Source organism: Niastella sp. OAS944, from assembly GCA_024809215.1.
In the GTDB taxonomy this organism is placed as follows: Bacteria; Bacteroidota; Bacteroidia; order Chitinophagales; family Chitinophagaceae; genus Niastella.
Map to the genome: position 1 here is coordinate 12,720 of JANUBW010000009.1, position 26,964 is coordinate 39,683.

Consider the following 26,964-nt stretch of genomic DNA (forward strand, 5'->3'; position numbering starts at 1 on the left):
AACGGAGAATGTTGGCGCATCCCCCGTTTGAAGTTAAATTCTGACAACCTTCTTGCTTAAGGAAATTCTCATCCTTTAACTATTCAAAACTAAGTTATGAAAAAAAATGGATGTAGGGTATTGTCATGCCCTGCCCCAATCATCAAATGCTTGCTGCTGATGAAATTGACTGTTCTGCTTATTTGCTTTTTTTCGCTTCAGTCTATAGCGCACGATACGTTTGGCCAGGAAAAAGTTACCCTTAAACTGGCAAATGCATCATTGCGAACTGCCTTTAAAATAATAGAGCGGCAAACGTATTTCAGGTTTGTTTATAACGAAGAAATATTACCAACGGAACAAAAGATCAATATCAATGTACAAAGCGAACCGGTTGGTAATGTACTGAAACAACTGCTGAATAAAACGGCGCTCACTTTTAAAATAGTAGGCAGCGATCTCATTGTTATTTCAACCGAACAAAAGGAGGCTGCGGAAATACGCATCCCGCTTGCATTTGAAGTAACAGGCCGGGTTACCGATACTCGCAATAATACATTGCCGAATGTAACCGTACAGGAAAAAGGTACCAGTAATGGCACTTCAACCAAAGAGCATGGCACCTTTTCAATAAACGTAACCAGCGAAAATGCCATACTGGTATTTAGCTCAGTAGGTTTTCTCGATCAGGAAGTAGCTGTTAAGGGCCGGCATACGGTTGATGTGGTATTACAGGAAAATGCAGCCGATTTGAATCAGGTGATAGTAGTAGGTTATGGTACCCAAAAGAAAGCCGATGTAACCGGTTCGGTAGTATCGGTGCCCAAAGCACGGTTAAGTGAACTGCCTGTTACCAATGTGTACCAGGCCATGCAGGGCGCGGTAGCCGGTCTCAATATTACCCAGGCTTCATCTGTGCCTGGCAGCGGAGCAACAGTTACCGTTCGTGGCCTTAATTCTATCAATGCAAACAGAACTCCGTTTATTGTGGTAGACGGTATTCCGTTCAGTACTACCGGCGGTAGTATCAACGATATAAACTCCAACGACATTGCTTCTATTGAAATATTGAAAGATGCTTCTGCCGTGGCCATCTATGGTACCCGCGGCGCTAATGGGGTTATTCTCATTACAACAAAAAGAGGAGCTTCGGGCAAAGCTGTGATCCGTTATAATGGCTATGCCGGTTTGGAAAACCTGGCGCATGTATTGGAGCCTAGCAGTCCGGAAGCGTATGTACAAAAATATGCCGACTTCTGGAAACAGACGAACACCTCTGCACAAACGCAGGTGTTGCCCAATGCTTATGAAAGAGACAATTACACTGCCGGCAAAACGGTTGACTGGATAAAAGAAGTTACACAGCAAGGCCTCATTCAGGACCATAATGTTAGCGTATCTGGTGGTACAAAAGATGTGAAATACTATTTGTCTGGCGAATATCTGAACCAGAAAGGAGTGGTAAAGGGATATCAATATCGCCGTTTAAGCATTCGTTCAAACCTCGATGTAAATCTTACTGATTTCCTTACCGTTGGTACCTCGCTGTTTTATGCCAATAACAATTATGACGGCGGCAGGGCGAACTTTTACCTGGCTGCTGCAATGAGCCCGTATGGCACCTTATACAATGCCCTTGGCAATTATGAGGTGTACCCAATGTATGCCGAGCAGTTATATAAGAATCCGCTGGCAAGTTTGTACGACGACCGTATAGCGCGTGGTAACAACCTGAATGGTACTTTTTATCTTGAATTAAAACCGGCCATTATACCGGGGTTGAAATACCGGGTCAATGCAGCCTGGTCGTATCTGCCACGCGATAGCGCCAATTACGTGGGCCGCAGGTTCGATGACAAGCTGGGAACAGCCACAGTGGCAAGCTCCAGTTACAAGAACTGGATCTTTGAAAATATTCTTACCTGGTCAAAAGACTGGGATAAACATCATTTAGACCTCACTGGTTTGTACAGTGCGCAACGGAACGACTTTTTTGGAAGCAGTACCATTGGCGTTGGCTTTATAAACGATGAAATGTCCTATAGGAATTTAAATGCTGCCGCTACATTAACGCCGGGCTATGTGGGTTATTTCAATGGCGCCAACGTATACGGTTCTTATCAGAACAGAAGCTCGCTCATCTCACAAATGGGCCGCTTGAATTATAATTACGATAGTCGCTATCTTTTCACCGTTACGGCCCGCCGTGATGGCTATTCGGCTTTTGGCTCCAATACCGATAAATATGGTTTGTTCCCATCGTTTGCATTGGGCTGGAACATCAGCAATGAGGAGTTCATGAGCAAATATTCTTTTATCAATAATCTGAAGCTGCGGTTGTCGTATGGTAAATCGGGCAACCAGGCCATCGATCCCAATGGTACTTCTTATATCGATGCATCTATTCGTACCCCTTATAATGGGGTGAGCACCGTTGGAGTGGTTAGCACCAATACCATGGGTAACAATGATCTTACCTGGGAAACCACAACAGGGTTCAATGCAGGTATCGATTTTTCTGTGCTCAATAGCCGAATAAATGGTACCATAGAATTCTATAGTACCCGAACAAACGACATTCTGTTAAAGCGTAACCTGCCGGGCGCCAATGGTTTTGCAAACGTGTGGGATAACTTAGGTAAAGTATCAAATAAAGGCGTGGAAATATCGCTGAATACAGTGAACGTAAAAGCCGGTGATTTTAAATGGGAAACCATGTTGAACTTTACCCGCAACAGGAACAAGATCATCGATCTGTATGGCGATAAAAAAGACGATGTGGGTAACCGCTGGTTTATTGGTCAGCCTGTAGCGGTAATATACGATTACGTATTACAGGGCGTTTGGCAAACCGGTGAAGACGCCAGCAGTCAGGACCCCGGCGTTAAACCCGGCGATCTGAAGTTTGCCGATATGGACGGTAGCAAAACGGTTACCGCCGATGACAAGCGTGTAATAGGTTCTCCGCTGCCAAAATGGATTGGTGGTCTTACAAATACTTTTCATTACAAAAACTGGCACCTGAATATTTTTATTCAAACCTTCCGGGGCGCTATTAAGAATAATATTAATCTCACTTTTGCCGATGAGGCCGGCCGTATGAACACACCAAAAGAAATTGGTTACTGGACAGAAGAGAACAAAAGCAATAGCCGTCCTTCATTGCGATATAACAGCCTCACCCGTGCTTATGGATACGCTTCTGATAATAGCTACACCCGCATTAAGGATGCTACGCTGAGCTACACAACGCCACAACGGTTATTAACCAAAACAGGGCTGGGCAGTTTGACCTTCTATTTAAGTGGTCGTAACCTGTATACATTCACCAACTGGATAGGCTGGGACCCCGAGAACGACTTCACGTTCCGTGGAAGCGGCGGCTGGGAGAATAACTATCCGCTCGTAAGATCGTTCATCTTTGGTGTTAATGTAGGGCTTCGTTAATTGATCAACTTAAACATTATTAGTAATGAAAAAGTATATAATAATCATATTGTGTGTGTACCCGGTTTTGCAGGGCTTGTATTCATGCAACAAATCTTTCCTCGACGAAAAATTATATTCCAACTATGCGCCTGATAAAATGACCGACTCGTTGGGGGTTGATGCTGCCGCTATTGGATTGTATTACCAAATGGGATTGTTCTTTTCAAAAAGCGACCGGCAGGGCTGGCCAAGCGTATGGAATGCCGGTACCGATATTGCCTGGGTGCCGCCAACGCAAAAAGAAGGCATAGAGGTGCCTTACTACGATTATACGCAACTGATATCAACAGATGCTGCGGCTACTTTTACCTGGAACTGGGCTTATCAAATGATCAATAATGCCAATAACATTATTGCTACGGTAGAAAGCGCTACCAGCCCTATAGTAACAGCCGGCGGCAAAACCGCCTTTAACGCAGAAGCCCGTTTTTTCAGGGCCTATGCGTATAATATGCTGGCCGCTTTGTTTGGTAAAGCGCCCATAGTTACCGAACCGCTTACAAAACCAAAGACCGATTTTGTAAGGGCTTCATTAGATGAAGTAAATGCATTGATTGAAAACGATCTGAAGTTTGCCATTACCAATTTACCTACTATCGATAATGTGAAGTCGAACTCAAAAGGCAAATTGTATGGCCGCGCCAACAAGGCCATGGCGCAACAGTTACTGGCCGAAGCCTATTTGCGAATGGGCAAGAACGACCTGGCCGAAGCGCAGGCCCAGGCAGTGATCAGCAGTGGCAAGTTCAGCCTGGTTACTTCACGATATGGGGTTAGGACCAGTATGCCCGGGGATGCTTTCTCCGATATGTTTGTGTTTGGTAATATGCGGTACGGGCAGGGCAACAAAGAAGCCATTTGGGTATTGGAACAGGAAAATGTTAGTACCGTAGCTGGTGGCTATAGTGGCGCGCCTCAGCAACGCCGTAACTGGGGTGCGGCTTATTATCAAATTAACGATATGACCATTTGCGATTCACTGGGTGGCCGTGGTATTGGAAGAATGCGGTTAACCGACTGGGTGGTATATGGCCTGTATGACGCCAACGATATGCGTAACTCGGAAAATAATATTCGCCACCGGTTTTATTACAATACGGTTGGTAAGCCTAATTACGGCCAGCAGGTGCCGTATGCCGGCGGGGATACGGTTTTCAAAATAGCGCCGCATACTACCAAATGGTACCAGTACGACCCTAATGATGCATTTGGATTTGCCATGGTAAAAGATTGGATCATTATGCGCCTGGGTGAAACCTATTTGTTGCTGGCCGAAGCGCAGTTTAAACAGGGAAAAATAAACGAGGCCGCTATTACCCTCAACACACTTAGGGCCAGGTCCAATGCTACGCCTATAACAGGCGCCCAGGTAACGCTTGATTTTATACTCGATGAAAGAGCGCGCGAACTGCTGGCAGAAGAGAACCGCCGTATGACGCTGATGCGCACCAAAACACTGGTTACAAGGACCCTGAAGTATAATACCCAAACCATAAACCCCGTGGTAGGTTTAACCAGCAAACATTTGCTGTTGCCTGTTCCGCAGGCGGAGATAGATTTGAATAAGGATGCTAAGCTTGAACAGAATGATCTTTACTAGTTTGGGCGAAGGCCGAAGCAGGAGGTAGGAAGTAAGAAGTAAGAAGTAGGAAGTAAGAAAAACAATATACGAAGTATCAGGTTTGAGGCTACAGTTAATTAGAGAACTGAAATATCAGTATTTTCTTACATCTTACTTCCTACTTCAAATTAATGCCATTATAGCTTATTTTTTCTTAAATGAGATTACAATTTATAAGTAAAAGTTTACTATATATTTCTTTACTTCGACGCAAATTATTGCTATCCATGAGATCATCAGTATTTGTTCCTGCTTTACTGCTAAGTGTAATCACCACCAGCATTTCCTGTGAGGCCCAAAAGAAAACGGCTTTCAAAGCCAATAACCAGCTTTTACAAACCATTCAAACGGATTTTGAGGACGGCGCTAAACAATACAAAGTATTGAAGGCAACGCTGCCGCCCGACAGGTTCCCAAAAACTTATTTTCCGCAAACCGGTAAATCCGAAACCAGCGGCTCAGGCTGGTGGTGCAGTGGGTTTTATCCCGGCACACTGTTATACCTGTACGAACAAACGGGCGATACGGTATTGCTTAACGAAGCCGAACGTATACTGGGCGTATTACAAAAAGAACAATACAATAAAAGCACCCACGACCTTGGTTTTATGATGTTCTGCAGCTTTGGCAATGCCAACCGGATAAAGCCAAAGCCGGAGTATAAAGAGATCTTACTTAATAGCGCGAAATCGCTCAGCACCCGGTTTAACGAGCGTGTAGGTTGTATTAAATCGTGGGATTCAAAAGAAGCATCTGATTTTCTGGTGATCATAGATAATATGATGAACCTGGAGTTGTTGTTTGAAAGCACAAAGGCCAGTGGCGATTCTTCGTTCTGGAAGATTGCCGTTACCCATGCCAATACTACCATGAAAAATCATTTCCGGGCCGATTATAGTTCATACCATGTCTTGAACTATGATGTAACCACCGGCGGTGTAAAGGAAAAGAAAACGGCACAGGGATTTGCCGATGCAAGCGCCTGGGCGCGCGGCCAGGCATGGGGTTTATATGGTTATACCGTTTGTTATCGCTATACCAAAGACGTGCGTTACCTGCAACAGGCGCAGCATATAGCTGAGTTTATTTTAAAGAACCCTAATTTGCCTGCTAATAAAATTCCTTATTGGGATTTTAATGCACCCGATATTCCAAATGCTTTACGCGATGCTTCTGCCGCTTCAATAATGGCTGCAGCCTTTATAGAACTAAGCCAGTACACAAAGGGCAAAGATGCCCGTACATATATGCAGGCAGCAGAAACCATGATCAGTAATTTATCTACACCCGAATACAAAGCAGCCGCCGGCACTAACGGTGGTTTTATTTTACAACATGGGGTAGGACATAAACCTGCCGGTACCGAAATTGATGTGCCGCTTACATATGGCGATTATTATTTTATTGAAGCTTGTAAGCGATATAAGGAATTAAGTAAATAGTTGACGGGTTGACGGGTTGACGGGTTGACGAGTGAACTAAAAGTGCGAGCCTCGCGGGTTGGCTTTTATTGCCGATTGACGATTGCCGATTGCCGGTAACAGCGCGAGCCTTGGAATTGAGCGACCCTTTCACGTTTGCCGTTTCACGATTCACCACTAACATATGAAATCACTATACTTAACCATTATCACAACACTTGCCTGCATTATAGTGTATGCGCAAGCTCCATTGATCACCAATGTCAATGCCCGCAAAACAACCAGCCTGAATGGCAAATGGCAGTATATAATTGATCCGTATGGAACGGGTTTCTATGATTACCGTTTCATGGAACGAAAAGAGAATGATCGCGAAGCTTACTGGAACAGCGATGAACCAACCAGTAAAACCGATCGCAAGGAACACAAGTTCACCGATGAATACACATTACAGGTGCCTGGCGACTGGAATTCACAGGCTGAAAAATTCCTGTATTACGAAGGCATAGTATGGTATAAGAAGTCGTTCGATTTTACAAAGACAAACCCAGCCGGTAAAGTATACCTGTATTTTGGCGCCGCTAATTACGAGACCGATGTATACCTCAATGGCAAAAAGCTGGGTAAACATAAAGGCGGCTTCACGCCATTTAATTTTGAAGTGCCCGATTCGGTATTAAAGGCAACCGGCAATTACCTGGTTGTAAAAGTTGACAATACCCGCCATAAAGATGAAGTGCCTACGGTAAATACCGATTGGTGGAATTATGGCGGCATCACGCGTGATGTTTATTTAGTAGAAACACCACCCGCCTTTATTCAGGACTTCACCCTGCATATACAAAAAGGGGCTTTAAAAAGCACAAAAAATATTCCGGTAGAAGGGTGGGTGAACTGCACCAACTGGCAAAGCACCCACGAAGTGACCATTGAAATCCCTGAGTTGAAAATTAAAAAGACATTTCCTGTAACCGGTGAGCGGGTAGCTGTTCGGTTTAATTTGCCAACCGCGCAGTTGTGGTCGCCGCAAACGCCCAAATTGTATAATGTAGTGGTAAGTACCGGTGCCGACCGTGTTGAAGATAAGATCGGTTTCAGAACTATAGAAGTGGCAGGTAAACAGGTGTTGCTGAACGGCAAGCCATTGTTCATGCGCGGCATTTGTATACATGAAGAAATTTCGCAACAGGTACGCAGGGCTTATAGCAAACAGGATGCTTTACAGCTATTGGGCCAGGCAAAAGAACTTGGTTGCAATATGGTAAGGCTGGCGCATTACCCGCATAATGAGAATATGGCCCGTACGGCAGATTCATTGGGTATCTTGGTATGGTCGGAGATCCCGGTTTACTGGACGATCGATTTTACCAGTACGGAAGTGTTTAACAAAGCGCGTACCCAGCTCACCGAAATGATCACCCGCGACAATAACAGGGCCAGTATCATTATTTGGTCGGTAGGTAATGAAACCCCGGTTAATCCGGTACGTACAAAGTTTATGAGCAATCTTATTAGTGCGGCCCGGTCGCTCGATTCAAGCCGTTTAGTATCGGCTGCCCTGGAAGTGAATTATCAGCCTGGGGTAAATAAGATCGATGATCCGCTGGGTGAGTATGTTGATATTGTTGCTTTCAATGAATACCTGGGCTGGTATGCCGGTTTGCCCGACAAATGCCGTACGGCCAATTGGGAGTTTGCGTATAATAAACCATTTTTTATTAGCGAAACCGGCGCTGAGACCCTGGGCGGTTTTCATGGCGATTCGCTTACCCGTTGGAGCGAGGAATACCAGGAATGGTATTACCGCGAGCAGGTGACCATGTTCAAACGTATGCCCGATAATTTTGCGGGCCTTTCACCATGGATACTTTGCGATTTCCGTTCGCCCCGTCGTAATAATCAAACCTTTCAGGAAGGCTGGAACAATAAAGGGCTTATAGATCAACAGGGACAAAAGAAGAAAGCGTTCTATGTGCTGAAGGCTTACTATGATGAAAAGGGCCTTAATCCATAATGAAAATAAATATCTCAGGCCAACCATTGCTTAAACATTAAGCTTCTTCAAATTGGCATACTTCTTTCTTATGTATGTACAATTGTTCTCTTCCTGATTTAGCTGAAGTTTATACCTTATTCTTTTGCTTATTGCCAATTGATCATTGGTCCATGTCCGTTGATTGTCTCTTCGTTTAGCACTTGTTTTAGCCTGTATATGCGCACATTTACTATGGCTGCCTTTAATCAGGCTGCCTGCACAATCATGAACTATAAACTTGAAACTATAAACTAAGAACTATTTACCCATGCAAGTCACGCCTTCACGCTAATAGCATCTGGCAACGTATGGTGCAAGGCTAATGGTTTCGGGAAAGGCAAACGGGATACAAACCGTTGGATCTGGCAACTCTCCTCCAGTTATGTCCTGTTTAGGGCGGTTCCTCCTCCGGGGAGCTGCCTTTTTTTATTATAGCTATTTCAGATTATCAGGATTGGGAATAAAATTCATGAATGAATGGAATTGCGAGTCATAACGACGCTTATCGAGCTTGTAGTAGAAGGCGCCTTTTTTAGAACCCTCTTTTTCTTTTTCTTTTTGCTTTACAAGCAGTTTGGTAGAAAGTATTTTGCGGGTAAAATTACGTTTATCCAACACAGTATCGTACACGCCGGTGTACAGGTTGTATAACTGGGGAAGGGTAAATTTATCGGGTAGCAGCTCAAATAAAATAGGGTGGAAGGCTGCTTTATAGCGAAGCTTTTCCTGGGCCATTTTTACCATACGGGTATGGTCGAAGATCAGCTTGGGCATTTTCTTTAGGGAGAACCATTCGGCATGGAAGTCGTCGCTCAATTGCTTCTCATATTTATGAATATCGATGAGGGCAAAATAAGCAACTGAGATAGTACGCTCTTCGGGATCGCGGCTGGGCTCACCAAAAGAATATAGTTGTTCAATGTAAACGTTCTTAAGACCGGTAAGTTGTTTAAGAATGCGTGCGCCCGCCTGTTCAAAATCTTCATCGGGCTGTACAAAACCACCCATAAGGCTCCATTTGCCTTTTTCGGGTTCAAATCCTCTTTGTATGAGCAGTAGTTTTATTTCATGTCCGTCAAAACCAAAAATGATACAGTCTACCGCAACAAGCATGCGTTTTTGCTTGGAATAATGTTTCATATGAAAGTTAAATCGTCCATTTTACTATTAAAATCTGGCTAATGATAATAGTGGAAAACGGATAGAATTTTGGGTTAAAGTAATAAGAAAAACTGAACAATAGTAAAACCTTGTGATGAAGATACCTATTTTTTTTTAATAGGGACGCTGCCGTGTCATATGCGACCCCGGTTTTTACCAGCCTAACGTTCGGCGCCGCCGAAAAAACTGCATAATACTAACGTTGGTCAATAATTTCCTAAATAAATATGCGGGTGCCCGAAAAGCTTTCCCTGAAATCCTTGGGTGTGCAGTTTTTCTTCTTTTTAAAAATGCGGTTGAAGTTGGAAATATTGTTAAACCCGCAGTGGTAGGCAATTTCGGCAACCGACTGGGTTGTGTCTATTAACATACGCGAAGCGTGGCCCAGTCGTATTTCGGTAAGGCTGTCGATAAATGTATTACCGGTACGCTGTTTAAAAAAGCGGCTAAAAGCGGCGTCCGACATATTAGCAAGCCGGGCCACTTCGTTGAGGGTTATGGGTTTGTCGAAATTGTGGTTCATGTATTCCAGCGTTTTTTCAATACGCCGGCTGTTATAAGTGTACTGTTCGGTATTGTTAAATGAGGCATCTGACAGGATGCGCATATTGCGGGAGATCGATAAGTCATGTAATATTGACATTAATTCAAGCACGGAATCAAAACCCTGCTTTTGGTTCAACTCAATAATGCGGGGAGCCAGTAAGTGCGTGGTCTCTTTTGAAAATAAAATGCCCCGTAGCGATTTTTCAAGCATGGTTCGTATAAAACTAAGCTGGTTGCGCCGTAGCAGCCTGTCATCAAAGAGGTCTTTATGAAATTGAACCGTGATCTCCCTGATCTCTTTATTCTTACAATTATGGGTAAACCAGGCATGCTGCAGGTTGCTGCCAACCAGTACCAGTTCCATTTCATCAATGTCTTCAATATGATCGCCTATTACCCGCCGGGCGTTTTTGGCGTTTTGAATAAAGTTGAGCTCAAATTCTTCGTGATAATGGAGCGGAAAATCGAACTGCGATTTCGTACGGGAGAATAATGTAAAGCAGTCACTTTGGGTTAGGGGCGTTATCTCACGCAATAATGTGCTTTTCATATGCAGGCAATTGTATCGTTAGTGTGATCAAAATTATATAATTATTGGTAGAATTAATACCATAGCAATATTAAATGTCAGTAATGGCTCAATCCGCTGTCAGCAACGATTTAGCGGCTATCCATTAAAGATTAGCGATATATAATGCAGGAAATAATATAAAAATAGGTCAATATAGTATTATATTATAAGCATAGATCAAGCATAATTTTGGAGTAAATTGTATTGCTGTATGAGAAAAAAAGTACTCTGCCGGGTGCTCCTACTTTTCGTGTGGGTACTGGCACAAACCTCTTCTGTCTATGCCCAAACCAAAACGGTCTCGGGCATTATCTCAGACCAAAACGGAGTTCCACTCGAAAAAGCTACCATCAAGGCAAAAGGTGTAAAAGCCCAGGCCGTTTCTGATGCCAATGGCCGGTTCAGGCTGGCTGTTCCCGAACAGGCCAATGCTATCGAAGTATCGTACGTAGGCATGAAACCGGTTACTGTTTCCATCGACGGAAAAGAAACTGTACTGGTTACCCTGAACGTTGCCGATAGCAAATTGAACGAAGTGGTAGTGATCGGTTATGGAACTGTTCGGCGAAGTGATGTATCGTCGGCCGTTTCTTCTGTAAAAGCAAAAGACCTTAAAGACCTTCCGGTGGCAGGTATCGATCAGGCCATTCAGGGAAAAGTGGCCGGGGTAACGGTTACCAATAATAGCGGTCAGCCTGGTGGCGGCGTATCGGTAAAAGTACGCGGTGTTACTACCATCAACAGTAACGATCCGCTGATCGTTGTAGATGGCGTGCCCTTTTTCAATAACACAAGGTCAACAACCGGCTATGCGGGGCTGGGTGGCTCCGATGGCCAAACGGGTAACAGCGTTATGGCCTCTATAAACCCCGGTGATATTGAATCTATCGATGTATTGAAAGACGCTTCGGCCCAGGCCATTTATGGTTCGCAGGCTGCCAATGGGGTTATTCTCATTACTACCAAAAAAGGAAAAAATGGTGAAGGGAAGGTGAACTATGAAATGTATTACGGGCAACAACAGGTGCAAAAGAAACTCGATGTAATGAACCTGCGCGAATTTGCCCAATACCAGAACGAAGTACTTCCCGTACTGGGTCAACTGCCTTCCGAAGAGTTTAAAGATCCATCCATCCTGGGCGTAGGTACCAATTGGCAGGAAGCCATCTTCAGGCACGGACAAATTCAAAACCATCAACTGAGCTTTTCGGGCGGAAAAGATAAAACGTCCTACTATCTTTCAATGAACTATTTTAACCAGGAAGGTATTCTTATTGGTTCCGATTTTAAACGGTATACCTTACGCTTTAGCCTCGACCATCAGTTGAAGAACTGGTTAAAGATCGGTTTTAGTACCAATGCCACGCGCAATATTCAGAACGTAACATTGTCCGATGCCGCTTATAGCACCATCTGGTGGAGTGCTGTTCAAAGTCCCCTGATACCGGTTAAAAATATTGATGGTACCTGGGGCGGCGGTACTAATATTGGCGGTGTTATGTATTCACAGGATAACCCCGTGGCTAAAAGTCATTACCGTGGCAACAAAGGCACCCACTGGCAGGTGTTTGGTAATACCTATGCCGATGTACAACTAAGAAAAGACCTTTCTTTCAAAACAGAGTTTGCCTATACGCTGGGGCTGAACAATAATATAGCTTATCAAAACTCCGGCGCCATTGGCCCTACCATGTTGCAAAGCCAGTTGTTCGATGCCAAATCAAATAGCTATTATTATGCGCTAAGAACATACCTGAACTATAATAAATGGTTTAATAAACATGCTATTTCTGCAACCGCCGGACACGAAGCACAATACTCTTATTACGAAAGCATCAATGGTAAAAAAGTAAACCTGGCCAATAACATACTCGATCTTAATGCCGGTGAAAGCAATAAGCAAACCTGGGAGCTGGGTGGTGGAAAAAATAACTGGGCCATGGAATCGTGGTTTGCCCGCGGTAGTTATACTTATGATGACCGCTTTTCACTTTCACTAAGCTTCAGGGCCGATGCATCTTCTAATTTCGGTACCAACAACAGGTGGGGTTATTTCCCCGGCGCCTCATTGGGCTACACGGTCACCAACGAACGTTTTATTGAGCCTGCAAAGAATGTGTTGAGTTACCTGAAACTGCGTGTTGGCTATGGTGCAGTGGGTAATCAGAACCTTCCTTCCGGTGCGCCAAATCCGCCATATACGTCGGTGATCGGTTTCTGGCCCGGCCCCGTTGGTTTTGGTACTTCAAATTACCTGAACGGTATTTCAAATACCGATCTAAGCTGGGAATCGGTGATCACTAAGAACGCAGGTTTTGATGCCTCGTTCCTGAAAGGCCGTATCGATCTGAATGTAGATGTGTACAAGAAAACAACCTCCGATATGTTGCTGTTCCTTACCGGCCCCAGCCTTATAGGCGTGGGTGATGCCTGGGACGATCTTAAAGCGCCTATTGGCAATGTTGGTAGAATGAGCAATACTGGTATAGATATCAGCCTTACCACCACCAATATAAAGAACAAGGATTTTACCTGGAAAACCACGGCCATCTTCACCCATTATAAAAACAAATTGGAGAAAATGGCTGCGTCAACCGCAGGCTTAACGGGTAAAGTATTATACAATGAAAGAACTATTACCTATACCAAACCCGGTTATGCAGTAGGTTCTTTTTACGGGCTGGTTACAGATGGCCTTTTTCGCACCCAGGCCGATCTTGATAACAGCATGAAACAGTTTGCAAAAGATACGGGCCTAAAGGGAACGTATTTTGGCGATGTTCGCTTTAAAGACGTCAATGGCGATAAAAAAGTAGATGCTGAGGATATAACCTTTATTGGCAGCCCGCTTCCGAAATTTACTTACGGGTTAACCAATAACTTTCAGTATAAGGATTTTGATTGTAGCATATTCATTCAGGGTAGTCATGGCGCTAAAATATACAATTTCATGCGTTGGGGATTAGAGAGAATGATCACAGGAAGTGAGAACCAGTTACGGTCTGTTTTAGACAGGTATACAAAAACCAATCCCAATGGCAAACTGCCCCGGTTCACCAACGATAATGAGAGTAATACTTTTGAGAGCGACCGCTATGTTGAGAACGGTTCTTACCTGCGCATTCAGAACATAAGCTTTGGGTACAGGTTGCCTAAGAAAATATTGGATAAAGTAAAAGTGAATAATCTTCGTGTGTATGTATCTGTTCAAAACCTGAAAACATTTACCGATTACAGCGGGTACGATCCCGAGGTAGGGTCGTTTAACAACAGCATCAGCTTAATGAATGTAGATGCGGGTCACTATCCCAATCCACGTTCCTTCACTATTGGTGCAAACCTTGAATTTTAGAATTTCAGATCCAGATGTAATTAAACCTTGATACAATGAAACGAATTAATATATATGTTTTAGCAGGTGTATTGCTGGTAATTGCTTCCTGTGGAAAGAAATATACCGACAGGCCCGCGCTCGATGCCACCACACTCGATAACTATTACAATACGGCCGAAGAAGTACGCGGCCTTACAAGTACCTTATACGGTTTGCCCTGGACGGGTTACGAAAACCGGGCTATGGATTGTATTGGCGATGTGCTGGCTGGTAATGAATATAGCGGCGATAAAGTAGATAACCCTTTTGTAAATTTTTCCTTTGCCGCAACATCTGAACGGGTGGCCGCCGCATGGAAAGTATTTTATAAAATTGGCGGCTGGACGAGCGAGTATATGAAGACGCTGGAGTTGAAGAAATCGATGGGTGGAAAGGCTTCATTTATCGATCCGGCTATTGCCGAATGTCATTTCTTTAGAGGAACGGTTTACTTTTATATTGGCCGCATTTGGGGCGATGCGCCTATTATTACCGACCCCGGTAAAACGGCTTTATCCGGTAACTTTAATATTCCCCGGTATTTTCAAAAAGATGTATTGCGTTTTGCGTTGGAAGAACTGCAACAGGCAGAAGCTGGTTTGCCGGAAACAGATCCACAACCCGGCCGGTTAACGAAGCTTGTGGCCAAAGGCATGATGGCAAAGTTGTATCTGTATTTAAAGGATTATGAGAATGCCAAAAAGCTGGCAGGGGAAATTATCAACTCCAATGTATATGACCTGGTTACTGACTATGCCGGTATGTTCAATTCGAGCAGTTTCAACAATAATAAAGAATCTCTTTTTGCCATACAACATCAGCTTACCAGCAATCCATGGGGCTCGGGCAATCAGAAGAACCCCGATAGAGGTCCCTCTAATTTAGCAACCAAAGAGGCGGACATGTGGCAATTGTATTTGCCGTCAATGGATATTTTAAACGCGTATGAGTTTGGCGACCTTCGCCGCAAAGGTTCAGTAATGGAACATGGATGGAGTAAGCTTGAATGGAAACCAAAGAATTCAAATACTGCTTATAATGCATTTATGGCAAATGGTTATATCTATGATACTGCGCAAAAAGATGGCGAAGGCGGTATCAAGAACGGGGTACGTGCAAATATTGCCAAGTATGTTGTGGGCCCCGGTAAGGAATTTGGCGGAGAACAGGTTATAGGAATGAATACCGGCATCAATACTATGATGTTACGTTTTGCTGATATTTTGCTTATATACGCCGAAGCGGTTATTGGTTCGGGTAATTCAACTGCCGATGCGGCCGCCGTGCAGGCTTTCAACAGGGTACGTACCCGGGCCGGTTTAAGTACTAAAACCACAATAACAAAAGATGATATCTTAAAAGAACGGCGTGTTGAATTTGCTTTTGAAGGCGATTACTGGTTCGATATACAAAGGCAGGGCGCTGCCAAAGCCAAACAAATAATTGAGGCGCAGGACAGGGGCGAATGGGGGGGGCCGCGCCATGTAACTTTTGATGAAAAGTTTATGTACCTGCCTGTTCCTGCTGCTGAAATAGTGCAGGACCCTGAACTGGCCAAACAACCGGTTAGCTATTATTAATGAATTCAAAACACGATTGTTACTATGAAAAAATTATTCTGCTTTAGATCATTGATAATTGTTATAGTTGCCGCCCTGGTATTGTACGTACAGGCGTGCAAAAAAGATAAGGACGGCAGCCCCGACGTAGAGGCCGGTAACCCCGTTGCTGAAAGTTTAACCCCTTCAACTGCTTCTGGCGGAACGCTGCTTACACTAACGGGTACGGGACTGGGCGATATGCGCAAGATCGTATTTGATAAAGACAGCGTACCTGCGCCGTTCCAATCAACACTTAATACAGAGAATGCCATTATTTTCAGGGTGCCCGATACCGTTTCGGGCGGTCTGCAAAACATTGTACTCACCAATAGCGCCGGTAAACAATTATTAGTGCCATTCACGGGGTTGGCCTTTCCAAGTGTTACTTCGGTATCGAACTATAATTTTGTTGCCGGAACGGAACTTACGCTTAGGGGTAATAACCTCGAAACAGTTAGTAAAGTAGTATTGAACAACAGTACTGATGAGGCAACGGTTATATCAAAATCTAAAAAGCAACTGGTTATAAAAATGCCGGCAACAACCACGGCACGCACAGCATTGAACATTACCAATTTTACAGGGACCACTACCACAACACAGGAGTTTGTGAATCTTGATCTGGCGTTTAAGATCTTTACCGATGATTATGCTGCAGGTTTTGAGAACGATTCCTGGGGTGATGCTGCATTTATTTCAACAGCCGAATTTAAAACGGGTACAAGGTCACTGGGTAAAAAATATGCAAAAGCCAACTGGCATCTTATTGGAATTGCGAATTGGTGGCCGGGGGTTGACCAGGATCCTGCATATAAATACCTTACCGTTTGGGTAAAAGGGGCTTCAAAAGATTATTCCTTGTATATCACCACCGATAAAACAACCACTGGTGGTTGGGACGATTTTCCCGAGCCAAACAAGATCAATGTGCCCGCCAATGTGTGGACGTATTTCAAAATACCACTGTCAACACTTAAGCTTTGGGCTGAAGGCACGCCTTTTAAACAAATCGGATTTCGCATTAAAGGGCCCGATGCGCAGGATGAAACATTTTATATAGACGATCTGCTGTTGGTTAAATAATAACAATGAGATATCTTCTGCTGCTTGCCGCAATATTGGGAGCTAATACGGAACCCACCGACAAAAGCGCCACTGCGCAAACTGCCGCATTGTATAAGAACCTGAAAAAGCTGGCGACCAAAGGATATATGTTCGGTCACCAGGACGATCTGGCGTATGGCGTAAACTGGCGTTATGAAGCTGGCCGCAGTGATGTGAAAGAAGTAGCCGGCGATTACCCGGCCGTGTATGGCTGGGAGTTAGGCGGACTGGAAGCTGCACAGGAAAAGAACATAGATGGCGTGCCGTTTAAAAAAATGCGTCAGTATATTAAGGAAGGGTATGAACGCGGTGGTGTAATTACCATCAGCTGGCATGCCCGCAGTCCGTACGGCGCTGAAAAAGGTGCCTGGGATACCACGCATGGCACGGTAGCGTCTATTTTACCGGGCGGTAATAATCATCAGTTATATAAAGGCTGGCTCAATGAGCTGGCGAAATTCTTTCTGTCGTTAAAAGGTAATAAGGGCGAAATGATACCTGTACTGTTCAGACCTTATCATGAATTAACAGGTAACTGGTTCTGGTGGTGCCGCAATGCCTGTACCACAGAGCAGTTTAAAGTGCTGTGGCGGTTTACGCAGTATTACCTGCGCGAGGAAAAGAAAGTGCATAACCTGCTCTACGTATATAATACCGCGGGTGATTTCAAAACAAAAGACGAATTTCTTGAAAGGTATCCCGGCGATGATGCGGTAGATGTGATCAGCTTTGACAGCTATCAATATGACGATGCCGCCAAAAGCGACTGGTTTGTAAAGAATACGAATAGGCAGTTACAGCTTATGGGTGAAATAGCTGCTGAGAAGAACAAGCTGATGGCCATTGGCGAAACAGGCTATGAGCAAATTCCCTTTGCCGGCTGGTGGACGGAAACCCTGGCCAAAGCTATAGGAGGGCATAAAATATCATATGTGCTGGTATGGCGTAATCATGGCTATAATGAATGGATGAAGAAAATGCATTATTACGCGCCGTATAAGGACCAGGTATCGGCGGCGGACTTTGTTAAGTTTTATCAACAGGAGAATACCTTATTTGAAAAAGATGTTGCTAAAGAAAGATTATATGAGTAATTGACGAGTTAACGAGTTGACTAGTGAGTTGATAAGTTAATAGAGGTGATAAAGTTGATAAAGGGAAGGTCGTTAATAAGTTGTTCAGTTATTCAGTTATTAAGTTGGTGGTTGGCTTTAAACTGAATAACTTAATAACTGAATAACTAACGAACAAATACGAACAGGAAACAAACAGAATGAAAATAACCCTACTAGACGCAAGCATTGTTTTTTTATACCTGGTTACCATGGTAGTAATAGGTTGGGTGTTACGCAAACGTGCCCGAAAAAATAAGGAAAGTTATTTGTTGGGCGGCAAATCGTTGCCCTGGTATATGCTGGGCCTCAGCGATGCCAGCGATATGTTCGACATCAGTGGTACCATGTGGATGGTAGCCTTGTGTTTTGTGTATGGAATGAAATCGATCTGGATTCCCTGGTTGTGGCCCGTGTTTAACCAGGTGTTTATGATGATGTTTATTTCAAAATGGGTGCGGCGGTCAAATGCCAGTACCGGCGCCGAATGGCTGGTGACCCGTTTTGGTTCAAGCGGCAAGGGCGTAAAAAGTTCGCACAATGTAGTAGTGGCTTTTGCATTGCTCAGCTGTTTTGGTTTTTTGGCATATGGTTTTGTAGGCCTGGGTAAGTTCATCGAGATCTTTGTGCCCTGGGAGGTGGTACAACCTCATATTCCGTTTGCCATAGCGCATGAATATGTGCCGCATTTGTACGGTATTATTTTCACGTTGTTTGCCATGTTCTATTCTATTTTAGGAGGCATGCATAGTATTGTATTGGGCGATGTGATCAAGTACGTTATTATGACCATCGCCTGTGTTTCCATTGCCATTATCGCCATGCTGCGGTTACACAATACTGGTACAACGCTGGCAGTGCCTGCGGGTTGGACGAATCCCTTTTTCAACTGGCAGCTGGACCTTAACTGGAGCAACCTGGTACCCGATGCCAATAAAAAGATAACTGCAGATGGTTTTGGCCTGTTTGGCTTTTTCTTTATGATGATGTTGTTCAAAGGCATATTTGCAAGCCTTGCCGGGCCGGCGCCAAATTATGATATGCAAAAAGTGTTATCAACCCGCTCGCCAAAAGAGGCCAGTAAAATGTCGGGCTTTGTATCTATCATATTATTACCGGTAAGGTATTCAATGATCATAGGGTTAACGGTGCTGGCATTGTTGTATTATAAACAATTGAACCTGGGGCCGGCAGGCGAAACTGATTTTGAAAAGATATTGCCGGCAGCCATCAACAATTTTTTACCGGTAGGTATTCTGGGCCTGGTGCTCACTGGTTTGCTGGGCGCGTTTATGGGCACATTTTCGGGTACGCTTAATGCGGCGCAGGCATATATCGTAAATGATATTTACCTTAAGTATGTTGACCCCAATGCAAGTACCAAAAAAGTGATCACTGCCAATTACCTGGTGGGTATTGTAGTGGTTGCAATAGGTGTTACACTGGGCTTCTTCGCCAAAGATGTGAACAGCGTTCTGCAATGGATTGTAGGCGCATTGTACGGTGGCTATATTGCCGCCAATATGTTAAAGTGGTATTGGTGGCGGTTTAATGCAAATGGTTTTTTCTGGGGTATGGCCAGTGGCATTGTAGCCGCGCTGGTATTTCCTTATCTTTTTGCGAACACGCTTCCCCTGTACAGTTGGCCCCTGTTGTTCCTGATATCGCTGGCGGGTTGTTTTATTGGCACCTTTATGGCGCCGCCCTCCGATGAAACCGTTTTAAAACAATTCTATAAAACGGTAAAACCATGGGGCTTTTGGAAACCCATTCAGGTAAAAGTGATGGCCGAAGACCCGGCGTTTGTTCCTAATAAAAATTTTAAAACAGATATGTTCAATGTAGCGCTGGGCATTATTGGCCAGTGCTGTCTTACCATTTTGCCAATGTATATAGTATTATGGCTGAAGTTACCATTACTGATCACCGTTGCTATTTTATTGGTGATCATAGTGGTGCTTAAAAGAACTTGGTGGGATAAACTCGATAACTAAAAAGACTTAAAAACTGAAAGTAATGGACAAGAACTTTTTGACGCGACTGGAAATGCTGAAAAAAGCACATGAGAAATTAATTAGTCGTACCAATGAAAGATCAGAAGAGAATAATGGCATTTTTTACCGGTACAAACATCCGGTGTTAACCAACAGGCATGCGCCCCTGTTATGGCGTTACGACCTTAATGCCGAAACCAATCCGTATTTAATGGAAAGAATAGGTATTAACTCAGTACTAAATGCCGGGGCTATTAAATTGAATGGAAAGTACTACCTGATAGCACGGGTAGAAGGTTCTGACCGCAAGTCGTTTTTTGCGGTTGCCGAAAGCGACAATGGTATCGATGGTTTCAGGTTTTGGGAGTACCCTGTGCTGATGCCTGAAACAGAAGAAGCAGATACCAATATTTACGACATGCGTGTGGTACAGCATGAAGACGGCTGGATCTATGGTTTATTCTGTACCGAACGTCGTGATCCCAATGCGCCGCCGGCCGATCAATCTTCGGCTGTGGCCCAATGTGGTATTGCGCGAACAAAAGACCTGAAACAATGGGAGCGGCTGCCCGATCTGAAAACACCTTCGCCGCAGCAAAGGAACGTAGTGCTGCATCCTGAGTTTGTTGACGGTCAATATGCTTTTTATACCCGGCCGCAGGATGGATTTATTGAAGCAGGCACCGGCGGTGGCATAGGATTTGGGTTGAGCAGTTCAATGGAGAATGCCGTAGTGCATAAAGAAGTGATCGTTGATAAAAGGGTATACCACACCATTTCTGAATTAAAGAACGGCCTGGGACCGCAACCTATTAAAACAAAATACGGCTGGCTGCACCTGGCGCATGGCGTGCGTAATACTGCTGCCGGTATGCGTTATACGTTGTATATGTTTATGACCGGTTTGAACGATCTGTCGAGCATAATTTATAAACCGGCAGGCTATTTTATAGCGCCTGAAGGTGAAGAGCGGGTAGGGGATGTGTCGAATGTTGTGTTTGGTAATGGCTGGGTGGCCGATGAAGATGGCCGCGTATTGATCTATTATGCTTCATCAGATACCAGGATGCATGTTGCAGAATCGAGCGTTGACCGGTTGACAGACTATGTAATGAACACGCCGGCCGATGGTTATACCTCTGCCGAATCGGTAAAGAGTTTGTATAAACTGATAGATAGTAATAAATTGGTGCTGCAACAGAACGTTTAATACATGAATCTTTCTGAGCTCAAACTGGAAATGCAGCAGGAACTGCGTGCCATACTCGATTATTGGATACAACACACCATAGACGAGCAACAAGGCGGCTTTTACGGCCGCCTCGATAATGGCAATACGCATTATGCAGATGCGCCTAAAGGCTGTGTATTAAATGCTCGTATTTTATGGACCTTCTCCGCGGCTGCTTCATTAACAAATGACTGGCGATATGCAAAAATGGCCAACCGCGCTTTTGCTTACATCCGCGATCACTTTGTTGATCCTGAATATGGTGGTGTTTACTGGAGCGTTACCGGCAAGGGAGAAATGCTTGATCCTAAAAAACAGATCTATGCACTGGCTTTTGTAATATACGCCTGTAGCGAGTATTATATGGCCATGCATAGCGAGCCGGCAAAACAACTGGCAATCGATCTTTACCATTTAATACAGGAAAAAAGTTTTGATGCCGTGCATGGTGGTTATTTTGAAGCCTATGCACGCAACTGGCAACCGGTAGATGACCTGCGATTGAGTGATAAAGATGCCAACGAAAAGAAAACGATGAATACGCACCTGCATGTGCTGGAAGCCTACACTTGTTTATACCGCATATGGCCTAATGAACAACTAAAGCAACATATAAATTTACTGCTTGCCAATTTTGCCGTGCATATTGTTGATGCTCATACAGGCCACCTGCATTTGTTCTTTAATGAGCAGTGGCAGGTGAGATCGAACACCATTTCGTATGGACATGATATTGAGGCCAGCTGGTTATTGCTAAAAGCCGTAGAAGTGATCGGTGATAAAGAGTTGATAGAAGAAATGAAAACACTGGCCATTGCAATAGCCGACGCGGTTATTATTGGTGTAGATACCGATGGAGGTTTGTGGTACGAGTATGAAGCTGCGCATAATAAATTGATAAAAGAAAAACATTGGTGGCCGCAGGCCGAAGCGCTGGTGGGTTTTTATAATGCCTGGCAGGTGAGCGGGCGGCATGAGTTTCTGCAATTAGCGATCAATAACTGGGCTTTTATAAAACAGTATATTCGGGATAATAAAAATGGTGAATGGTTTTGGGGCGTGCAGGAAGATCATACGGTGATGCCGGGGCAGGATAAAGTAGGGTTATGGAAATGCCCCTATCATAACGGCCGCGCCTGTATGGAGCTTATAAGAAGGATAGGTGATAGCGATGTTACAGCGACCTTATAGTGACCTTATAGCGATGTTATAGCGACCTTATAGCGATATAGCTCCTAGATAGCACCTTAGTAGCTCCTTTGATGCTCCCTGGCAGGTCCTCTGCTGGTTCATTGCAACTTTACAGCAACTACTTACAACAACTATTGCATAAATGTCCTATTACTTAGTGTCGTGAAATCCTGCTCTCTTCAGTAGTGTATGCAAAAATACGTGGGCTGGGGTGGCAATGAGGTTGCAATGAGGTTGAAGAGAGTATGCATTAAGGTGTGCCACGTTTCGAGGATGTAACCGTGCCACGGCTCCAAGCCGTGGCACGGTTTATAGTTATACCGCCATTGCCTTTACCAGCGCGGCCGGCGACAATTGCGTATAATCGGTTATGTATTGAATAATGTTATTGTATACAGCAAACTCTTCTTTCTCGTGCAGGGTGGTAGACGTAAGCACCACCGCAGGCATACCTGCGTTTTGCGCTGCTTCAACCCCTTTAGGCGCATCTTCAAACACCAGGCAATTGCCAGGTTCAACGCCTAAGGCTGCTGCACATTTCAAATAGGTTTCGGGGTGTGGTTTGCTAATGCTAACATCATCGGCGCTTACAATAGCTTTAAAGTAGTGCCGTATGTTGAGGTTATCGAGCACAAAATCAATATTGAACATAATGGCGGCAGAACCAATGGCCATTGGAATGTTCATAGCATGTGCTTTCTCCAGAAATTCGTGTAAACCTGGTATAAGTTTCAGGTGTGGTTTGAATTCCTGCTGGTACCGTTTTTCTTTTTCAACCGAAAGGTGGTCCATTTCTTTTTGGGTGAACCTGTCTTTCCCAAATATACGCACCAGCAACTCGGTGTTTTTGCCATACATATGGCTGCTTGTTTCTTCCCAGCTTATGTTAGCGCCCAGTTCATCGTTTAAGATATGATACCATGCTTTTAAATGAAATTGCATATCATCGATCATGGTGCCGTTCAGATCGAACAAAAAAGCCTTATCCATAAATATCCCCCGTGCATTTAAATAAAAAAAACACCGCAAAAGTAAGGCTTGCGCCTCGTTTTGCAGTGTAAAACAACAAAACACAATATATTATTAATGCCGTGGAAACCTAATTTATTAAAGAAACGCTTTGGTTATCAGATAGTAAAGCTCACCTGCATACGGCAACCATGGCCCGGGGCCGACTCAATTTTAACCCGTCCGTTAAACAATTCAGTCCGGCTTATAATGTTGGTGATGCCAATGCCGGTCCGTTTTTTATTTGTGTTGAACCCTTTGCCGTCGTCGGCAATGGTTATTTGTAACAGCCGGTCCTTTTGTAATATACTAATAAAAACTTGTGATGCAGCGGCATGTTTTATGGTGTTGTTCAGCTGCTCCTGTACTATTCTGAAAATAGTCATTTTTAGTTTATCATCCAGTTGCTGTTCGTTGGGCACATTGTATTGCAGATCAATAGAAAACTGCTGGGTAAGCAACACATTTTCAATAAGGTCGTTCAGCGAAAGTTCGAGGCCCACTTCCTTATGAAAGGTTTCTATCATCGATTTCGACAATCGTCTTATTTCTTCAATGGCGCTGCTAATGGTGTCGGCGCTTTTTTTGATCATGGCATCCTGCATTGAGGGCGAGTCTTTTGCGCAATTGAGGTACAGCCTGGCAGTTGTTAATACCTGGCTGATATTATCGTGCAGTTCGCGGCCCAGGGTTTCGCGTTCATTTTCCTGTGCATCAATAACTGCCTGCCCAATTTCCAGTTGGCGTTTTATTCTTTCTTCAACAAGCTCGTTCTGTAACTGTATTTTTTCGGTAATATCGTTTGCTATCAGGAGCCAGGCATTGCTGCCTTTATAATTTATGGGATGCGCCCATACTTCAACAAAGATGGCTTCGTTGTTCTTTTTAAAATGTTTTCGTAATGTGGGCGGTCGATTGCTATGGCTTGCTCTGGGCATTAAATGCTGCAGGTTATTCCTGTCTTCGGGTGACATAATTTCAAATGCCGTCATTTGCATAAACTCTTTGCGCGAATAGCCGTACAGTTGAACGGCTGCTTCATTAACTTCGGCAAACTGCAGACTTTCAGAATTGCAAACGCATATAGGCAGCGGACTTTTATAAAACAGGCTCTTATACAGGTATTCCGACTCCTTTACTTTTTCTTCCGCTTTTTTTCGTTCGGTAATATCTCTATAATTCCCTACCAGTGCATTGATGCCAGGTACATTTAACATATTAGAGGCGAGGCCCGATACCCAACGTTCATTACCCTGTTTGTCAAAAACTTTCAGGTCGATGGTGCACATTTCATCGGGATGTGTCATGAGGTTCACCAGCAAATCGCCTACAGCGGATAAATAATCGGGATGTACAAACGAACATACATGCCGCCCAATATAATCGGCTTCTTCATAGCCAAATACTTTTTGGGCAGAAGGCGAGCCATAAAAGATATTTCCTTCGGGACCAGCCATGACAATAAGATCGGAACTGTTCTCGATCAATGATCTGAACTTCAGTTCACTTTGCCGCAATGATTCCTCCGCATTCTTGTGTTCGGTAATATCCCGGGCCGAACAGGAGAGGGCAATTACATTGTTCCCTTCGTGAACGGGATTTACCGAAATGTCAAAGAAAACAGGTTTTGACTCAACGATGATCTGGTGTGTGAACCGGCTGGGTATGTTATTTAATGCAGACTGGTAAATGCTTGTCCATGGAAGTAGTTGTGTATCATCTAACAGCGCAATACAATCAATAACTTCCGTGCCTGGCAACACGTTGTTATTCGTATGCTGTTTTATAAGGTTGCGAAGATGGATATTACAGACTATGTACCGCAGGTTCCTGTCAATGATCCATGTGTATCCTTCAGTATTTTCTATAACGCCATTTAATATGGCAGCAAATGCAGTTTGTCGCTGGTGACCAGTAGTAGCCTGCATAGTAGCATTACTACGCGAAACAGATGAGGTTTGCATAAATAGTAGGTGTTAACATCAATAAATCTCCTCGCATTCATGAATGCGTCATGAATACCCTATTTGGTTTGGAAGGGATTCGTTGCTACTAGTCAGAGAGAATGAAATGATCTACTGGTTGGAAGTCACTGAGCCTTAGTGAACATGTGTGGTGAAACCACGTTCTGTAAATTTAAAGAATTATCTTAATCACTTTGCAATAACGGTTATAAATCTTAAGTATTGTTTGATTAGAAGCATGAAAATTTATTCGTAGTCCTATTCATCTTTCTCGTACAAACACTAATACATATTCATTAATTACGTTCATGGCAGTTGAATGGTTGTGTAAATTTAATAAAATTCTGCAAAAATGTTTTTGTGTACAATCGCCTACTTCCCAGTAATTTTGCGGCCATGGATACTTTTTTGGTGCAGCCTGTATCAAAGCGAGCAGCGAGGTTATCAATAGGTGCTTTCTTTTTTATTGCGGGATTATGTTTTGCCAGTTGGGCTTCCCGTATTCCCGACATAAAGTTGAAATTGGGATTAAGCGATGGTGGTCTGGGAGCGGTATTGTTTGCGCTTCCTGTTGGTTTAATGGTATCATTACCCTTCTCGGGCTGGCTGGTACATCATTTCGGAAGCCGCAAAATGGTGTTATTGTCGGCAGTGCTATATCCACTTATTTTATGCAACATTGGCCTGGTTCAGGCAACATGGCAACTGGTGCTTGTTTTGTTTGCTTTTGGCCTTACTGGTAATTTGTTCAATATAGCCGTGAATACCCAGGCGGTAAGTTTAGAAGTATTGTATGGCCGTTCTATTATGGCATCCTTTCATGGTATTTGGAGCCTGGCTGGTTTTACCGGCGCCTCTATAGGCACACTCATGATCAATTTTCATTTACCCCCCCTCATACATTTTTGTATAATTACCGGGACTGCTTATTTATTGATAGCATTACTTTATCGCAACTCCCTTCGTCAGGATATTAATGCCGATGACGACCGGCCATTGTTTGCAAAACCCGATGCTACATTATTAAAGCTTGGCCTTATAGCCATGTGTTGTATGGTTTGCGAAGGCGCCATGTTCGACTGGAGCGGTGTATATTTTCAGAAAGTGGTAGAAGCGCCTAAAGGTTTGATACCATTGGGTTATACGGCATTTATGAGTACCATGGCGGGTGGACGATTTGCCGGTGATAAACTCGTTGCACGGGTAGGTACATTGCGCGTGTTACAAATAAGCGGATTGGTAATAGCCACCGGTTTGATAGTCGCTATTGGTTTCCCTTCTATAGTTACTGCAACTGTTGGTTTTATGTTAGTGGGAATTGGCGTATCATCGGTTGTGCCATTGGTATATGGGGTGGCGGGTAAGTCAACGGTGTTTTCACCAGGTGTGGCGCTTGCAGCAGTGTCAACAATTGGTTACTTAGGATTTTTAGCCGGCCCGCCGATGATTGGGTTTATTGCTGAGGGTGTTAATTTAAGGGTTTCTTTTGCGGTTATAGCTGTGCTTGGGTTTATGACGACGGTTATTGCTTCGAAGACGAAATTCTGAGTTCTTAGTTTTTAG

General features: G+C 43.9%; 16 protein-coding genes. 12 read left to right on the plus strand and 4 right to left on the minus strand.

The genetic code is table 11. The features are described 5' to 3' along the window. The first annotated feature begins 159 nt into the window (after positions 1 to 159). From GGD38_RS28340 to GGD38_RS28355, 4 genes are all read left to right on the plus strand, one after another. Complete coding sequence (locus GGD38_RS28340; protein ID WP_375302888.1) at positions 160 to 3,426, plus strand: TonB-dependent receptor; 3,267 nt, start codon at positions 160 to 162, stop codon at positions 3,424 to 3,426. A 25-nt stretch (positions 3,427 to 3,451) separates the two neighbouring features. Beyond that, the gene (locus GGD38_RS28345) at positions 3,452 to 5,068 is read left to right on the plus strand and encodes a RagB/SusD family nutrient uptake outer membrane protein (RefSeq protein WP_375302887.1); all 1,617 of its coding nucleotides are present in this window, start codon (positions 3,452 to 3,454) and stop codon (positions 5,066 to 5,068) included. A gap of 248 nt (positions 5,069 to 5,316) precedes the next feature. Continuing rightward, complete coding sequence (locus tag GGD38_RS28350) at positions 5,317 to 6,531, plus strand: glucuronyl hydrolase (protein WP_375302886.1); 1,215 nt, start codon at positions 5,317 to 5,319, stop codon at positions 6,529 to 6,531. 163 nt (positions 6,532 to 6,694) lie between these two features. Next, the gene (locus GGD38_RS28355; RefSeq protein ID WP_375302885.1) at positions 6,695 to 8,524 is read left to right on the plus strand and encodes a glycoside hydrolase family 2 protein; all 1,830 of its coding nucleotides are present in this window, start codon (positions 6,695 to 6,697) and stop codon (positions 8,522 to 8,524) included. Between the two features lie 456 nt (positions 8,525 to 8,980). Here the strand turns inward: GGD38_RS28355 and GGD38_RS28360 are convergent, their stop codons facing one another. Together GGD38_RS28360 and GGD38_RS28365 are read right to left on the minus strand one after the other, a co-directional pair. Next, positions 8,981 to 9,685 carry an NUDIX domain-containing protein gene (locus GGD38_RS28360; RefSeq protein WP_375302884.1) on the minus strand — a complete coding sequence of 235 codons (705 nt, stop codon included), beginning with the start codon at positions 9,683 to 9,685 and terminating at the stop codon, positions 8,981 to 8,983. 238 nt (positions 9,686 to 9,923) lie between these two features. Then, positions 9,924 to 10,802, minus strand: coding sequence for a helix-turn-helix domain-containing protein (locus GGD38_RS28365; protein WP_375302883.1), 879 nt, complete (start codon positions 10,800 to 10,802; stop codon positions 9,924 to 9,926). 232 nt (positions 10,803 to 11,034) lie between these two features. Here GGD38_RS28365 and GGD38_RS28370 point away from each other — a divergent pair, with 232 nt between their 5' ends. From GGD38_RS28370 to GGD38_RS28400, 7 genes are all read left to right on the plus strand, one after another. After that, positions 11,035 to 14,175 carry a SusC/RagA family TonB-linked outer membrane protein gene (locus GGD38_RS28370; protein WP_375302882.1) on the plus strand — a complete coding sequence of 1,047 codons (3,141 nt, stop codon included), beginning with the start codon at positions 11,035 to 11,037 and terminating at the stop codon, positions 14,173 to 14,175. A gap of 35 nt (positions 14,176 to 14,210) precedes the next feature. After that, positions 14,211 to 15,776 carry a RagB/SusD family nutrient uptake outer membrane protein gene (locus GGD38_RS28375; RefSeq protein ID WP_375302881.1) on the plus strand — a complete coding sequence of 522 codons (1,566 nt, stop codon included), beginning with the start codon at positions 14,211 to 14,213 and terminating at the stop codon, positions 15,774 to 15,776. A 24-nt stretch (positions 15,777 to 15,800) separates the two neighbouring features. Then, the gene (locus GGD38_RS28380) at positions 15,801 to 16,880 is read left to right on the plus strand and encodes an IPT/TIG domain-containing protein (RefSeq protein WP_375302880.1); all 1,080 of its coding nucleotides are present in this window, start codon (positions 15,801 to 15,803) and stop codon (positions 16,878 to 16,880) included. 5 nt (positions 16,881 to 16,885) lie between these two features. After that, positions 16,886 to 17,995, plus strand: coding sequence for a glycoside hydrolase family 26 protein (locus GGD38_RS28385; RefSeq protein WP_375302879.1), 1,110 nt, complete (start codon positions 16,886 to 16,888; stop codon positions 17,993 to 17,995). A 179-nt stretch (positions 17,996 to 18,174) separates the two neighbouring features. Further along, entirely contained in the window at positions 18,175 to 20,007 is a 1,833-nt protein-coding gene (locus tag GGD38_RS28390; protein ID WP_375302878.1) for a sodium:solute symporter family protein, read from the plus strand. Between the two features lie 22 nt (positions 20,008 to 20,029). Further along, entirely contained in the window at positions 20,030 to 21,217 is a 1,188-nt protein-coding gene (locus GGD38_RS28395) for a glycosidase (RefSeq protein WP_375302877.1), read from the plus strand. 3 nt (positions 21,218 to 21,220) lie between these two features. Continuing rightward, the gene (locus GGD38_RS28400; protein ID WP_375302876.1) at positions 21,221 to 22,429 is read left to right on the plus strand and encodes an AGE family epimerase/isomerase; all 1,209 of its coding nucleotides are present in this window, start codon (positions 21,221 to 21,223) and stop codon (positions 22,427 to 22,429) included. 315 nt (positions 22,430 to 22,744) lie between these two features. Here GGD38_RS28400 and GGD38_RS28405 read toward each other — a convergent pair whose 3' ends face one another. Both GGD38_RS28405 and GGD38_RS28410 read right to left on the minus strand, forming a co-directional pair. Next, complete coding sequence (locus GGD38_RS28405; protein WP_375302875.1) at positions 22,745 to 23,419, minus strand: HAD family hydrolase; 675 nt, start codon at positions 23,417 to 23,419, stop codon at positions 22,745 to 22,747. Positions 23,420 to 23,556: 137 nt separating this feature from the next. Then, positions 23,557 to 25,401: a PAS domain S-box protein gene (locus tag GGD38_RS28410; RefSeq protein WP_375303915.1), complete on the minus strand. Its 1,845-nt coding sequence runs from the start codon at positions 25,399 to 25,401 to the stop codon at positions 23,557 to 23,559. A gap of 396 nt (positions 25,402 to 25,797) precedes the next feature. Here GGD38_RS28410 and GGD38_RS28415 point away from each other — a divergent pair, with 396 nt between their 5' ends. Continuing rightward, positions 25,798 to 26,949, plus strand: a complete 1,152-nt coding sequence (locus GGD38_RS28415; RefSeq protein ID WP_375302872.1) for an MFS transporter — start codon at positions 25,798 to 25,800, stop codon at positions 26,947 to 26,949. Positions 26,950 to 26,964 lie beyond the last annotated feature (15 nt).

Excerpts from the sequence above, each read along its gene's own strand:
- GGD38_RS28340 (WP_375302888.1), top strand. The coding sequence starts at position 160 with ATGAAATTGACTGTTCTGCTTATTTGCTTTTTTTCGCTTCAGTCTATA.
- GGD38_RS28345 (WP_375302887.1), top strand. The coding sequence starts at position 3,452 with ATGAAAAAGTATATAATAATCATATTGTGTGTGTACCCGGTTTTGCAG.
- GGD38_RS28350 (WP_375302886.1), top strand. The coding sequence starts at position 5,317 with ATGAGATCATCAGTATTTGTTCCTGCTTTACTGCTAAGTGTAATCACC.
- GGD38_RS28355 (WP_375302885.1), top strand. The coding sequence starts at position 6,695 with ATGAAATCACTATACTTAACCATTATCACAACACTTGCCTGCATTATA.
- GGD38_RS28360 (WP_375302884.1), bottom strand. The coding sequence starts at position 9,685 with ATGAAACATTATTCCAAGCAAAAACGCATGCTTGTTGCGGTAGACTGT.
- GGD38_RS28365 (WP_375302883.1), bottom strand. The coding sequence starts at position 10,802 with ATGAAAAGCACATTATTGCGTGAGATAACGCCCCTAACCCAAAGTGAC.
- GGD38_RS28370 (WP_375302882.1), top strand. The coding sequence starts at position 11,035 with ATGAGAAAAAAAGTACTCTGCCGGGTGCTCCTACTTTTCGTGTGGGTA.
- GGD38_RS28375 (WP_375302881.1), top strand. The coding sequence starts at position 14,211 with ATGAAACGAATTAATATATATGTTTTAGCAGGTGTATTGCTGGTAATT.
- GGD38_RS28380 (WP_375302880.1), top strand. The coding sequence starts at position 15,801 with ATGAAAAAATTATTCTGCTTTAGATCATTGATAATTGTTATAGTTGCC.
- GGD38_RS28385 (WP_375302879.1), top strand. The coding sequence starts at position 16,886 with ATGAGATATCTTCTGCTGCTTGCCGCAATATTGGGAGCTAATACGGAA.
- GGD38_RS28390 (WP_375302878.1), top strand. The coding sequence starts at position 18,175 with ATGAAAATAACCCTACTAGACGCAAGCATTGTTTTTTTATACCTGGTT.
- GGD38_RS28395 (WP_375302877.1), top strand. The coding sequence starts at position 20,030 with ATGGACAAGAACTTTTTGACGCGACTGGAAATGCTGAAAAAAGCACAT.
- GGD38_RS28400 (WP_375302876.1), top strand. The coding sequence starts at position 21,221 with ATGAATCTTTCTGAGCTCAAACTGGAAATGCAGCAGGAACTGCGTGCC.
- GGD38_RS28405 (WP_375302875.1), bottom strand. The coding sequence starts at position 23,419 with ATGGATAAGGCTTTTTTGTTCGATCTGAACGGCACCATGATCGATGAT.
- GGD38_RS28410 (WP_375303915.1), bottom strand. The coding sequence starts at position 25,401 with ATGCAAACCTCATCTGTTTCGCGTAGTAATGCTACTATGCAGGCTACT.
- GGD38_RS28415 (WP_375302872.1), top strand. The coding sequence starts at position 25,798 with ATGGATACTTTTTTGGTGCAGCCTGTATCAAAGCGAGCAGCGAGGTTA.